We start from the raw sequence: 12,959 nt of genomic DNA on the forward strand, positions 1-12,959 counted from the left end.
CAGGACGTGGTTTTTTCTGATTTTTAACCAAAGAGAAGCAAAACAAGTGGGGGAAACGCCAGTTACCACATTAATGACTGGGCATGCTGGCGTAGGTATTTCAGTTGAGTATGGTACGGCGTTTTTGCGTTTCGATTTCCATCAGGAAATGGTAGAGCGGTGCCAGGCGTTCGAACCCTGCCTGTAATAAACCCGGTAACTGGTCATCGAACAGGGTTTCTGTTTCTTTGCCATCGTAAATCAGGGCGAATGACTTGCGGTTATACCAGTTTGCCAGTGCCTGCGGTTCTTTCAGTAACGGGCGCTTATAAGACTCCCCTTCCAGGTTGAAATCGGAAAGTAAAGGCTGCGTGATGGACAGAAAATGTTCACGGTTATCCAATATGTTTTCCCGGAACAGATTCATGGTTTCGCGCGATGCACTGTAATACCCCAGCCCATAGCGCCACCAGTCGGGGCCAAATTCAAAGAAATACGTGGGAGCATCCGTCCAGTTTTTGCTGCTGCGCTTAAATGTCAGCCACAGGTTGCTGCGATACAGGGATTTATCACGGGAAAAACGGGTGTCGCGGTGAATACGAGACAGTGTTTTACCAATTGCCGGACGGGTTTCGAACTGATCGTCAATTTGCAGCATTGGTAGCGCAAGTTCACTGACCAGCGAGCGAAAAGGCTTAACCAGCAGGTTGTCATAAATAGAACGGTTTTCGTCAAACCACTCTTTGCTGTTGTTTTGCCGGACATCACGCAAAAACAACAGCCCTTGCGGGTCAAACCCGGTAAACAGGGGTTGTTGGGTTACCATGTGTTCTCCTTGCTTATTTGGCAACAGTGTACGCCCAATAATGTGCCTGCTCATCTGTTTGCTGCCTGTGACAGATTCCGTGAGCAACTCCCGTGAATCGCCGCCCCATCAGTTGGAACGTTAGTGGTAAGTTTGTCGCTAAAACGACACTGTATTGTCAGCCACAAGCGTGATTGTAATGTGTGGCATACAATGTGATAGGAAAGATTCCCATAAGCCGGAGGAACAGACAATGCAGAAAATAGTAAAAGCCCGGTGCCACTGTGGCGCTGTTGAGTTTAGCGTTGAACTGAGTGATGGTTTCAATACCGTCCGGCGCTGCAACTGTTCATTTTGCCGGATGCGTGGCGCTGTGGCAGTTTCTGCTGAACTGTCTGGTATCACAGTGACTAAGGGCAAAGACAAACTGACCGAATACCGCTTTAACACTGGCGAGGCCGCACACTATTTTTGCTCTGTCTGCGGCATTTATACCTTTCACCAGCGCAGATCCAACCCACGGCAATATGGCGTTAATGTTGCCTGTATTGAAGGTGTGTCCCCCTTTGACTTCTCACCTGTTGCGGTTCTTGACGGGGTTAACCACCCGCGGGATGGCGCCAGTAGTGGCGTGGTTGGCTGGTTAACATTCACGCCGGAAAATAAACCCTGACAAACAACCTGTTACTGCGCACTGCGTTTTAACGGTGTTTCACGCAAAAACCAGGACAGCGCAAAAGCAATAACCATAATACAGGCCGCCATCAAAAACGCGGCATGAATGGCGCTGCCAAAGGCCGCAAGGTAGTGGTCATGAACCATTGCCGGGAGTTGTTGTGCTGCCAGTGGGTTCATTTTTGCTGGCAATACTGCACCTGGGGGTAGCGAATCAACCAGCCGCGATTGTAAAACGTGGCTGAATACCGCGCCAAACACGGCGACCCCAATTGAGCCGCCAATCGAGCGGAACAGCGTCACACTTGAAGTGGCAACTCCATATTCCCCTGGTGCTGCATTGTTCTGTACTGCCAGAACCAGTACCTGCATCACCATCCCCAGACCCATTCCCAGAATACTGGTGAAGAGATACAACTTAGCAATTGAGTCTGTGGGGGTTATCGTGGTCAGCATCACCATGCCACAGACTGCCAACAATGTACCAGCAATGGGGAACAGGCGGTATCTCCCGGTGCGGCTGATAATGCGCCCACTGATAATGGAAGTCAGTAACAACCCACCCATCAGCGGGAGGAGTTGCATTCCGGCCTCGGTTGGGCTGGCATTTTTAACCACCTGCAGGTAAAGCGGCAGGAAAGTAATTGAACCGAACAGTGACATACCAAAAATAAAGCTCATCAGGCTGCATAACAAAAATGTCCGGCCACGAAACAGGCGCAGTGGAATAATCGGTTCCCAGGCCAGGCGCTCTTCATAAATAAAGCCAATAATGCCAATGATACCGAATGCCAGAATGCACCAGAGTTGCGGGTCACTCCATGCACGAACGCTGCCCCCTTCTGTGGTAAACAGTGTGATGCAAACCAACGCCAGGGTAAGATAAATAGCGCCCAGCCAGTCAATCTGGTGGTGGTTACGCTGGCCTGAACCATTAAATACCGTCGTAATGATCAATAATGCCAGTAACCCAAGTGGTACATTAATGTAGAAGATCCAGCGCCAGGACATATGCTCAACAATGAAACCGCCTATCATCGGGCCAATAACGGTGGCTAAACCAAATACCGCGCCAAACAGGCCCTGATAACGCCCCCGCTCTGCGGGAGGAATGACATCTGCCACTGCGGCCATGCTAATGACCATCAGCCCACCGCCTCCCAGACCTTGCAAAGCGCGCATCAGTACCAGTTGTGCCATGTTCTGTACCACCCCACAGAGCACCGAACCCAACAAAAACAATATAATCGCTACCTGTAACACCCGCTTGCGGCCAAAGACATCACCAAATTTGCCGTAGAGTGGTACGGCAACGGTGGACGTCAGAATATATGCGGTGACTACCCAGGAGAGTTGGTTCAGCCCGCCAAGCTCACCCACAATGGTGGGCAACGCGGTGGAGACAATGGTCTGATCCAGTGCAGACAACAGCATAACCAGCATTAACGCACTGAATAGCAAACGTAATGATGACACCAGAGGCTGCGGTGAGAGAGAATGGTTGACTGTATCAGTCGGCATAGTGCACCTGTTTGTAATTAATTAAATACCCAATTAATATTAGACTGATTCACATGCCGGTCAAGGGAGAAGGAAATGACTACTGCACAAAAAGCGACTTCACCACGCAAACCCGGGCGTCCGCGGGGTGGAAAAAGTAGTACGGCAAACCGTGAACAACTGCTGGATATTGCGCTGCGTTTGTTTGCCCGTCAGGGGGTTGCGCCTACGTCTTTAAACGGAATAGCCAGAGAAGCTGGGGTTACTCCGGCCATGATGCATTACTATTTCCACTCCCGTGAGCAGTTGCTGGATGCCATTGTCCAGGAGCGATTTATGCCTATTCGCGAGCGTATGACTGCACATTTCACGGCACATGCAGATAACCCGGTCCAGGCATTTTCTTTTATGGTGCGGGAACTGGTAAACCAGGCGGAACAACATCACTGGTTTGCCCCTTTGTGGATGCAGGAAATCTCCGGTGAAATTCCGGTACTGCGGGCACATATGGTGGCCAGTGCGGGTGATGACAAGTATCAGGCGCTGATGGCAAAAATAATAGCCTGGCAAGATGCCGGAAAGCTGAATTCCGCCCTCTCCCCTGAGTTACTCATTACCTCGGTCTTGTCTCTGGTGCTGGTGCCTGTTGTGCGCATGCAACATGATGATCGCTTCAGGCACCTGGATGCGGATACTGTGGTAAAGCATTCACTGGCAATACTGAACTGCGGCATTGGGGGGTAACCTGGCCACTACCACACACTTGCTATTTCAGTCTGAAAACGCCCCCTGCGAGTTGTTCGTTATCTGGTAGTGTAGTGTTATAGCCTGGATAGTTATCCAGGCTAATGATAACAGGTTAATAGTCCTGTACAGTATCCAGGCGGAAGAAGCGCACTTCTTCATGCAGCGAGTATGCCTGTTCTGACAGTGACTGTGCGGCAACAGCAACCTGTTCAACCAGTGCTGAGTTTTGCTGAGTCACCAGGTCCATTTGTTCAACTGCCCGGCCAATTTCAGTAATGCCCGTGTTTTGCTCATCACTGGCCATTGATATATCGCCAACAATGGCAGTCACCTGATTGACTGACGTTTTAATATCTTCCATCGCTTTGCTGGCCTGTGCCGCCTGCAATGAACCCTGGTTAATTTTATCGACTGTGTCATCAATAAGTTTTTTGATGTCCTGTGCTGCATCGGCTGTTTTTTTCGCCAGCACCCGCACTTCGTTTGCCACTACAGTAAATCCTTTCCCCTGCGTTCCCGCACGCGCAGCCTCCACTCCGGCGTTCAGTGCCAGCAGGTTAGTCTGGAAAGCAATACTTTCTATGACCGCAATAATATTGACTATCTCTTTGGAACTGTTGGAAATATTTTGGATTTGTCCAATCATATTCTCCACAATATGCGAACTTTCCACTGAAGCATCTGACGTTCTCTGCGCCAACTGGCTGGCCGTTTTCGCGTTGTCGGTGTTTTCTTTCACAGTTTGAGTAATGCGCGTCATATTGGTGGAGGTTTCCAGTAATGAAGCGGCCTGCTCTTCTGTGCGTTGGGCAAGGTTGGTGTTACCCTGGGCAATTTCTGTGGATGCCTGAGAAATACTGTTACTGCCAGCCATAATGTTACTGATAGTCAGTTTTAACTTTTCTTTCATGCTATCGAGTGATGCCAGCAGGCTGGTGCTGTCATTTGCTTTCAGCACAATAGGCACAGTGAGATCGCCATCAGCAATACGACGCATAATACCCACCGCATAAGCCGGTTCACCGCCCAGCTGGTTTGACATGCTGCGGGTAAGCTTTATTGCAATGATGACAGAAGTCAGTAATGCCAGGGCCCCCAGTGCTAACAACATTTTTACTGCAAAGCTGTAATTATCCGCAGCTTGTTCTGATGACCGCTCACCGGCGGCAATTTCCTTATCCACCAGTTGCGCCAGGTCTTTCATTAACTGAGTACGGTATTTGGCTGAGTTCTGTCCGCTTATCTGGCTGGCACCAGCAATATCTTCTTTATCCAGGGCTGCCAGCACCAACTGGTTTGCGTCGGCAAAAGAAGAAAAATTATCTACTACATCTTGAGCCAGGGCTGAGCGGCTGTTTTCCGTATGGAGTGCCAGATACTGCCGCTCTGCTGCAAGGAAATTCTCGATGGCCTGAGCCAGTTCCTCACGATGCCCGTTACGCTCCTCGAGCGTTTTGGAGGCAATCATTTGCACCTGTTGTAAACGTAACTCCGAGAGGATACCGCGCATTTGCAGGGTGTAGCGAATGCCGGGAACGCGCTCATTACGGAAATTAACAATACGCTGATTATTGCTGTTGAGCTGGTACACAGACACAGCGCCAACGACCGCCATAAGGACCAAAATAAGTGAAAAACTGAGGGCGATTTTATAAAAAAAGGTAAGTTTTTTCATTTGTTGCAGCCTGGATAAAATTAAGGGTCAGTGCTGCTATATAACGACTCAATTCAGTAAAGCTTTACGGTTTTAATTTGCTTTATTTGTATGTAAATTACTGATATTTAATATGTTAAAAAATTTACATTTTTGCTGAAACGTTTTTGTTGATCTGGGTCACTAAAATGCCGGGTCCGGTCATGGTCACCGATACCCATCGCCCACAGGCAATCCACTAAGTGGTTTAATTTCTTTAAGCACAAATGACGTTTCCATTGCTTTTATCCCTGGCAGACGGCGAATAACCTTCATGGCGAAGTCTGAATAATCGTCCAGTTCCCGTGCCACAACCTGCAATAAAAAATCTGCACCGCCGCCAATGGCATAACAGGCGATCACCTGAGGTAATTCACTTACCGCCTGCTCAAAGGTCAATGCCTGTTGTTCATTGTGGCTGTCAATGTTGACCCGAACAAAAGCCATGATCCCAAGCCCGGCTTTTTTGCGATCGAGTACCGCCCGGTAACCCGCAATTACTCCTGCCTCTTCTAACTGGCGTATCCGTCGCCAGCAAGGTGTGGCAGACATGCCGCATTTTTCAGCTAACTGCTGGTTGGTGAACCTGGCGTCCTGCTGCAATAGCATCAGTAACTGAATATCTTTCTTTTGCAGTGAAAAGGTTAAATTTTCCATATATTAATGTTGTCCAGAAAAATAATTCCTTTTATAAGCAATAACACGCAAATTGAGAAACCTTTTTTCACTGTAACGGTGCCAGACTAGTGGCAGAACAAACAGAAGAGGAAAACAGGATGGATGATTTTGCGCTTGCCGTGGTTGTCAACCCGGCTTTATCTGCCGGGTTGCTGGCAAATACGGTGGGAACACTGGCAACCGGGTTGGGATCACGGTTCCCGGCGCTTTCTGCCGGGCAAGTCAGTGACCAGACCGGTTTGTGGTTTGATACCAGTAGTCGTTTGCCCATGCCGGTGTTACAGGCAGATGCCGACACATTGCAACTTTTGTTGCAGCGCTGCCAACAGCGTGACAGCCGTACAGCGCTGGTGGTATACCCGGCTTTTGCACGGGATATTCAGCAGATAGAAACTTACCTTACCGAAGTTGCACGGCGAGATTTGAGTGCAGAACCGCTGGATGGTATTGCATTATGTGGGCCACGTAAGTGGGTACGTTCTTTGACTGGTTCGCTCAAATTATTGCGCTGAACGGGCCTGGCAATAACCCAGTCTGGCCCCGGTATGGGGCCAGACTGGCAGATGTTATGCTTCTGGCACGGTACTTCTTGCTGTGATTTCACGCAATGGGGTTTTACGCACTGGTGCATCACCAGCCACGTAATAATCCGCGTCCGATGGCGGTAGTGCTTCACGGCCACGAATCATGTCGGCAATTTTTTCACCAATCATAATAGTGGTGGCATTGAGGTTACCGGTGACAATTTGTGGCATCAAAGACGCATCCACTACCCGTAATCCGGTTAAGCCATGTACCCGGCCTTCACCATCAACCACAGCGAGTTCATCGCTGCCCATTTTGCATGTGCCGCAAGGGTGGAACGCGGTTTCGGCATGTTCGCGCACAAAGGCATCCAGCTCTTCGTCACTCTGGCACCAGGAACCCGGGCTGATTTCTTCACCACGGAATTTATCCAGCGCAGGTTGTTGCATGATTTCCCGCGTCAGGCGAATGGCGGCACGGAACTCTTCCCAGTCCTGCTCACAGGACATGTAATTAAACAAAATGCCCGGAGCTTCTCGTGGGTCAGTGGAACGAAGCTTTACGCGACCACGACTGGGTGAACGCATTGAACCTACATGGCACTGGAAGCCGTGCTTCTGGATGGCATTTGAGCCGTTGTAATTGATGGCTACCGGCAAAAAGTGATACTGAATATTTGGCCACGCAAAACGGGCATCGGAGCGAATAAAGCCCCCGGCTTCAAACTGGTTGCTGGCACCAACTCCTGTACCATTGAACAACCACTCGGCGCCAATTGCTGGCTGGTTCCACCACTGTAACGCAGGCCATAACGAGACAGGTTCTTTGCACTCATACTGTAGGTACATTTCCAGGTGATCCTGCAGGTTAGCCCCAACACCAGGTAAGTTGTGCACCAGCGGGATCCCCAGTTCCTGCAACCAGTCTGCGCGCCCCACTCCGGAACGTTGCAGAATTTGAGGCGAGGCAATAGCGCCTGCGGATAACAATACTTCATGTTCTGCTTCTGCGCGTACCGGAATATTGCTGTCACCTTCAAGGTACTCAACGGCGACCGCTTGTTTACCTTCGAAAATAATGCGGTCGGTTAAAGCGTGGGTGACAATGGTCAGGTTTGCGCGCTGTTTTGCCTGGTCGAGGTAACCACGAGCGGTACTGGCACGGCGGCCCTGCGGTGTGACAGTACGATCCATTGGGCCAAAGCCTTCCTGCTGGTAGCCATTCAAATCGTCAGTGCGTGGGTAGCCGGCCTGAACGCCCGCTTCCACCATGGCGTTAAACAGCGGGTTATTGCCAGTTTTCGGTGTGGCCACGCTGACTGGCCCATCTCCGCCATGCCATGGGTTTGCGCCCGTATCACGGCTTTCTGCTTTACGGTAATAAGGAAGGCAATGGCGGTAATCCCAGTTTTTCAGCGCCGGGTCCTGTGCCCAGTTATCCAGGTCAAGAGCATTACCGCGGATATAGCACATGCCATTAATCAGTGATGAACCGCCCAGACCTTTACCGCGGCCACACTCCATGCGCCGGTTATTCATATGCGGCTCTGGTTCGGTTTCATAGGCCCAGTTATACCGCCGCCCCTGTAACGGGTATGCCAGCGCAGCGGGCATCTGGGTGCGGAAATCCATGCGGTAATCTGGCCCGCCTGCTTCCAGTAATAACACCGTGGTTTCCGGGTCTTCTGTTAAACGCGCGGCCAGCACATTTCCTGCGGACCCGGCGCCGATAATGATGTAATCATATTTCATTCGTCGCTCCTCAGGGGTTAAAACAAAGAACTGAATTCACCCAGTTCAACCTGGATTGATTTTAGCTGGGTGTAATGCTCAAGGGTTGCCAGGCCGTTTTCCCGGCCAATGCCCGAATGTTTGTAACCGCCGACCGGCATTTGCGCAGGCGATTCCCCCCATGTGTTGATCCAGCAGATCCCGGCATCCAACTGATGAATGATCCGGTGTGCACGGCGAATATCATGGCTTACTACGCCAGCCGCCAGACCATACTGTGTGGCATTGGCCCGTGAAATGACTTCGTTTTCTTCTTCCCAGGTCAGGATGCTCATTACCGGCCCAAAAATTTCTTCGCGGACAATCGTCATATCATCACGGCAATCGGTGAAGACTGTCGGTTCCACCCAGGCACCACCCGCAAACGCCTCGCCTTGTGGCGCGCCACCGCCACATAACACTCGCGCCCCCTCTTCTTTGCCTTTGGCGATATAGTTCATTACCCGGTCGCGGTGCGGAAAACTCACTAGCGGGCCAAAGTTGGTTTCAGGGGCTAACGGATCACCGGCACGGATACGGGCTACCCGCTCACAAATAGCCTTTTCAAAGGCTGTTTTCATTTTGGCAGGAACAAAAACGCGGGTGCCATTAGTACAAACCTGGCCTGAGCTGAAAAAATTCGCCATCATCGCGATATCTGCGGCCATTTCTATTGGTGCGTCTTCACAGATGATCAATGGAGATTTGCCACCCAATTCCATGGTGACTTCTTTGAGCGAGGAAGATGCCGCGCTGGCCATAACGTTTTTCCCGGTTGGCACCCCACCTGTGAAGGAGATTTTGGCAATTCCTGGGTGGGTGGTCAGGCACTGCCCGGTTTCAGGCCCGGTACCTGGCAGCACATTGAACACGCCATCAGGTAAACCGGCTTCGGTGTAGATTTCCGCCAGTTTCAGTGCTGTCAATGGAGTGACTTCGCTGGGTTTAAAGATCATGGCGTTACCTGCCGCAAGCGCTGGCGCAGATTTCCATAATGCAATCTGAATGGGGTAATTCCACGCGCCAATACCCGCAACCACACCCAGTGGTTCACGGCGGGTGTAAACGAACGCGCTGTCTCGTAATGGGATTTGCTGCCCTTCCAGCGCCGTTGCCAGGCCGGCGTAGTACTCCAGTACGTCGGCACCAGTGACAATATCCACGGTACTGGTTTCGCTGTACGCTTTCCCGGTGTCCAACGTTTCCAGGTGAGCCAGTTCGGCATTACGCTCACGCAATATTGTCACCGCTTTTTGCAGGATGCGGCCCCGCTCTGTTGCGGTCATTGCTGCCCAGATTTTCTGTCCGCGGGCAGCGGATGCAACCGCGTTGTCCACATCCGCCTGCCCGGCGGCATGAACCAGGGCCAGTACATTACCGTTGGCCGGGTTGATGGTCTCAAAGGTGGTGCCTGCCACACTCGGGACATAGCGTCCGCCGATGTAGAGTTGTTGTTCACCCAATGGGGACATGTGTTTCTCCTGTGTTAATCGGTGCCAGACAACGCGTTGTCGATATAAACCATGGCAATTGCCATAGCCTGCACCCGGTTAAAAGGTTTGCCACTTAGCGAGGCCCGTAACCACAGCCCGTCAATCAGTGCACTCAGCCCGTAGCCTGCAACCCTTGCCTGCGGTTGTGGCATCACTTTGCGAAATTCCGCAACCAGGGTGGATAACAACCGGCGGCTACTGATGGTTTGCAGCCGGTGCAACATTGGGTGGTGCATACTTGCCGCCCAAAATGCCAGCCAGGCTTTCATTACTGCCGATGTGGTCTGGCCTTCATCAAAGTTACCTTCAACAATGGCACTCAGGCGGGCATGGACATCTGCCGGGTCCACCTGGCGTAAACGCCCTACCACGGCGTCACGCAGGTGCGCCGTAATATCGCGCATAGTCGCTTCCAGCAGACCGTTTTTGTCACGAAAGTAATGGCTGATGATTCCTGTGGAGACACCTGCGCGTGAAGCAATTTGCGCGATGGTTGCATCATGCAAACCCACCTCGTTTATGGCGCTGAGCGTGGCATCAATCAGTTGTCTGCGCCGGATTAGCTGCATCCCCACTTTTGGCATTGTTACGGCCTCATTCATCAATATTTGTTATCTATTTAATCTTTTTTTAATTGAACGTTCAATAAAAAATGTGTATTAATTGTTACATGTAATGATTGCCATGGTTAATAAAATGAACGCTCATTGATTTAAAAACGTATTTAATTTACTGAAAATAAATAAATTATGATTAAAACAGGCAAGGAACTGACCTGCATACAACTCAACAAAGGGATATTTGTCACCTGCGCTGCTCTTAAGGGCGGTCACCATTACTTAAACAGAGGTAATTGATGACGACACCGACTACATCTCCCGCCAGGGAAAAAAACAAACTCAACCCCGTGGTCTTCTGGTTTTCCGCCGGGCTGATTTTGTTGTTTTCATTCTGTACTATCCTGTTCCGGGATTTTTCCGCGACTGTAATAGGACGCACACTAAGCTGGGTTTCAGCAACGTTTGGCTGGTATTACTTACTGGCCGCCACGCTGTATATCGTTTTTGTGGTTTTTCTTGCCTGCTCCCGCTATGGCGATATCAAGCTTGGGCCTGAGCACTCCCGGCCTGAATTCAGTCTGTTGAGCTGGGCTGCGATGTTGTTTGCCGCAGGGATAGGTATTGACCTGATGTTCTTCTCTGTTGCCGAACCGGTTACCCAGTATATGTCTCCGCCGGAAGGTGCCGGGCAAACCGTTGAAGCCGCACGTCAGTCAATGGTCTGGACTCTGTTCCATTACGGCCTGACGGGTTGGGCAATGTACGCATTAATGGGCATTGCTCTGGCTTACTTCAGTTACCGCTACAAATTGCCGCTGGCGATTCGCTCGGCGCTCTACCCCATTTTTGGCAAACGGATTAATGGCCCAATTGGGCATACTGTTGATATCGCAGCGGTAATTGGTACGATTTTTGGTATTGCCACCACACTGGGGATTGGTGTCGTTCAGCTTAACTATGGGCTGAATGTGCTGTTCGATATTCCCGATTCCATGGGGGCGAAAATTGGCTTAATTGCGTTTTCCGTGCTGGTTGCCACTATTTCCGTAACTTCAGGTGTTAATAAAGGCATTCGCCTGTTATCGGAACTCAACGTATTGATGGCTCTTGGCCTGATTCTGTTTATGCTGTTTGCTGGTAATACCGAGTTCCTGCTGAATGCACTGGTACTGAATGTTGGGGATTACATTAACCGCTTTATGGGAATGACCCTGAACAGCTTCGCGTTTAACCGGCCAACAGAATGGATGAACAACTGGACGCTGTTTTTCTGGGCCTGGTGGGTGGCATGGTCACCGTTTGTTGGGTTGTTCCTTGCGCGTATTTCTCGTGGCCGTACCATTCGCCAGTTTGTGCTGGGTACGCTGATTATACCTTTCACTTTCACCCTGTTGTGGTTGTCTGTATTTGGTAACAGCGCACTCTACGCCATCATGCATGGTGACGCAGGCTTCGCGACTGAAGCGATGGCCCACCCGGAGCGTGGTTTTTATGGATTGCTGGCACAGTACCCCGGGTTTACGTTCAGCGCTTCTGTTGCCACCATCACCGGTCTGTTGTTCTATGTCACATCCGCGGATTCCGGCGCACTGGTGCTGAGTAACTTCACGGCCAAACTGAAAGACATTAATAGTGATGCGCCTAACTGGTTGCGTATTTTCTGGTCGCTGGCGATTGGTGTACTCACCATTGGCATGCTGATGACTAATGGAATTCCGGCCTTGCAGAACACCACTGTTATCATGGGGTTACCCTTCAGCTTTGTCATGTTTTTTGTGATAGCTGGTTTGTATAAATCGCTCAAGATTGAAGATTACCGTCGGGCCAGTGCCTCGATGGATCTGGCCTCTGTCCCGGAAGCTCAGGGGAGGCTCAGCTGGAAAAAACGCATCTCGCGCCTGATGAACTACCCCGGACAGGGATATACCGAGAAAATGATGGAAACCATCTGCCAGCCTGCCATGGAAGAAGTTGCCAGTGAACTGGCAAACAGTGGCGCGGAAGTGGAATGGAAACGCGTGCCGAATGTGGAGGATGCATCGGAACCTGGCTATTTGTCACTGCGTGTGGGCCTGGGTGATGACTCAGATTTCCTCTACCAAATTCACCCGCAGCGCTATGCCATCCCGGGCTTTACCTACCGGGCACAGAGTGGAAAATCCACTTACTTCCGACTGGAGACATTCCTGCGTGAAGGTAGCCAGGGGAATGACCTGATGGGCTACAGTAAAGAACAGGTTATTACAGATATTCTGGATCAGTATGAGCGGCATCTGAACTTTATTCATCTGCACCGCGAAGCGCCGGGGAATACTATTGTCTTTCCTGCCGCCTGACCGGCATGAGTTAAAACCGCCGCACATCTGTGTGGCGGTTTTTTTGCACAAAAAAAACGCCTTCAGGCGCTCGAGTCTGATGACAAACCTCATGTCCGCACAGAACGAGAGGATGTCACCCAATAAAAACCGGGAAAATCAATTCATTGATTTTCGGCTGCTAACTAAAAAGAAGGAAAAACCACGCTTTTTCCTTCTT

At 50.7% G+C, this 12,959-nt stretch carries 11 protein-coding genes; 4 read left to right on the forward strand and 7 right to left on the reverse strand.

Features of this window, described 5'->3' with window-relative positions:
- Positions 1–100: 100 nt before the first annotated feature.
- Positions 101–805 carry a DUF2461 domain-containing protein gene (locus tag A9B99_RS00675; RefSeq protein WP_064595426.1) on the reverse strand — a complete coding sequence of 235 codons (705 nt, stop codon included), beginning with the start codon at positions 803–805 and terminating at the stop codon, positions 101–103.
- A 232-nt stretch (positions 806–1,037) separates the two neighbouring features.
- On the opposite strand from A9B99_RS00675, the gene A9B99_RS00680 reads away from it, so the two are divergent.
- A complete protein-coding gene (locus A9B99_RS00680) occupies positions 1,038–1,457 on the forward strand; it encodes a GFA family protein (protein WP_064593621.1) in 420 nt (139 codons plus the stop codon).
- A gap of 11 nt (positions 1,458–1,468) precedes the next feature.
- Here the strand turns inward: A9B99_RS00680 and A9B99_RS00685 are convergent, their stop codons facing one another.
- The gene (locus tag A9B99_RS00685; protein WP_064593625.1) at positions 1,469–2,980 is read right to left on the reverse strand and encodes an MDR family MFS transporter; all 1,512 of its coding nucleotides are present in this window, start codon (positions 2,978–2,980) and stop codon (positions 1,469–1,471) included.
- Between the two features lie 75 nt (positions 2,981–3,055).
- On the opposite strand from A9B99_RS00685, the gene A9B99_RS00690 reads away from it, so the two are divergent.
- Positions 3,056–3,703, forward strand: coding sequence for a TetR/AcrR family transcriptional regulator (locus A9B99_RS00690; RefSeq protein WP_064593628.1), 648 nt, complete (start codon positions 3,056–3,058; stop codon positions 3,701–3,703).
- 115 nt (positions 3,704–3,818) lie between these two features.
- On the opposite strand, the gene A9B99_RS00695 is transcribed toward A9B99_RS00690, so the two are convergent.
- Positions 3,819–5,381, reverse strand: coding sequence for a methyl-accepting chemotaxis protein (locus A9B99_RS00695; RefSeq protein ID WP_197499241.1), 1,563 nt, complete (start codon positions 5,379–5,381; stop codon positions 3,819–3,821).
- A 186-nt stretch (positions 5,382–5,567) separates the two neighbouring features.
- Positions 5,568–6,056, reverse strand: a complete 489-nt coding sequence (locus tag A9B99_RS00700; RefSeq protein ID WP_064593636.1) for an Lrp/AsnC family transcriptional regulator — start codon at positions 6,054–6,056, stop codon at positions 5,568–5,570.
- A 119-nt stretch (positions 6,057–6,175) separates the two neighbouring features.
- On the opposite strand from A9B99_RS00700, the gene A9B99_RS00705 reads away from it, so the two are divergent.
- A complete protein-coding gene (locus A9B99_RS00705) occupies positions 6,176–6,589 on the forward strand; it encodes a DUF2000 domain-containing protein (RefSeq protein ID WP_064593639.1) in 414 nt (137 codons plus the stop codon).
- A 54-nt stretch (positions 6,590–6,643) separates the two neighbouring features.
- Here the strand turns inward: A9B99_RS00705 and betA are convergent, their stop codons facing one another.
- From betA to betI, 3 genes are read right to left on the reverse strand one after another with little or no spacing between them, the layout of a single operon-like run.
- The gene (gene betA / locus A9B99_RS00710) at positions 6,644–8,353 is read right to left on the reverse strand and encodes a choline dehydrogenase (RefSeq protein WP_064593642.1); all 1,710 of its coding nucleotides are present in this window, start codon (positions 8,351–8,353) and stop codon (positions 6,644–6,646) included.
- Positions 8,354–8,370: 17 nt separating this feature from the next.
- A complete protein-coding gene (betB, locus tag A9B99_RS00715) occupies positions 8,371–9,843 on the reverse strand; it encodes a betaine-aldehyde dehydrogenase (protein WP_064593646.1) in 1,473 nt (490 codons plus the stop codon).
- Between the two features lie 14 nt (positions 9,844–9,857).
- Entirely contained in the window at positions 9,858–10,448 is a 591-nt protein-coding gene (gene betI / locus A9B99_RS00720; protein WP_064593649.1) for a transcriptional regulator BetI, read from the reverse strand.
- Positions 10,449–10,720: 272 nt separating this feature from the next.
- Here betI and A9B99_RS00725 point away from each other — a divergent pair, with 272 nt between their 5' ends.
- Positions 10,721–12,760, forward strand: a complete 2,040-nt coding sequence (locus tag A9B99_RS00725; protein WP_064593653.1) for a choline transporter — start codon at positions 10,721–10,723, stop codon at positions 12,758–12,760.
- Positions 12,761–12,959: the final 199 nt, after the last annotated feature.

Source organism: Mangrovibacter phragmitis (assembly GCF_001655675.1).
Lineage (GTDB): Bacteria > Pseudomonadota > Gammaproteobacteria > Enterobacterales > Enterobacteriaceae > Mangrovibacter > Mangrovibacter phragmitis.

Excerpts from the sequence above, each read along its gene's own strand:
- A9B99_RS00675 (WP_064595426.1), bottom strand. The coding sequence starts at position 805 with ATGGTAACCCAACAACCCCTGTTTACCGGGTTTGACCCGCAAGGGCTG.
- A9B99_RS00680 (WP_064593621.1), top strand. The coding sequence starts at position 1,038 with ATGCAGAAAATAGTAAAAGCCCGGTGCCACTGTGGCGCTGTTGAGTTT.
- A9B99_RS00685 (WP_064593625.1), bottom strand. The coding sequence starts at position 2,980 with ATGCCGACTGATACAGTCAACCATTCTCTCTCACCGCAGCCTCTGGTG.
- A9B99_RS00690 (WP_064593628.1), top strand. The coding sequence starts at position 3,056 with ATGACTACTGCACAAAAAGCGACTTCACCACGCAAACCCGGGCGTCCG.
- A9B99_RS00695 (WP_197499241.1), bottom strand. The coding sequence starts at position 5,381 with ATGAAAAAACTTACCTTTTTTTATAAAATCGCCCTCAGTTTTTCACTT.
- A9B99_RS00700 (WP_064593636.1), bottom strand. The coding sequence starts at position 6,056 with ATGGAAAATTTAACCTTTTCACTGCAAAAGAAAGATATTCAGTTACTG.
- A9B99_RS00705 (WP_064593639.1), top strand. The coding sequence starts at position 6,176 with ATGGATGATTTTGCGCTTGCCGTGGTTGTCAACCCGGCTTTATCTGCC.
- betA (WP_064593642.1), bottom strand. The coding sequence starts at position 8,353 with ATGAAATATGATTACATCATTATCGGCGCCGGGTCCGCAGGAAATGTG.
- betB (WP_064593646.1), bottom strand. The coding sequence starts at position 9,843 with ATGTCCCCATTGGGTGAACAACAACTCTACATCGGCGGACGCTATGTC.
- betI (WP_064593649.1), bottom strand. The coding sequence starts at position 10,448 with ATGCCAAAAGTGGGGATGCAGCTAATCCGGCGCAGACAACTGATTGAT.
- A9B99_RS00725 (WP_064593653.1), top strand. The coding sequence starts at position 10,721 with ATGACGACACCGACTACATCTCCCGCCAGGGAAAAAAACAAACTCAAC.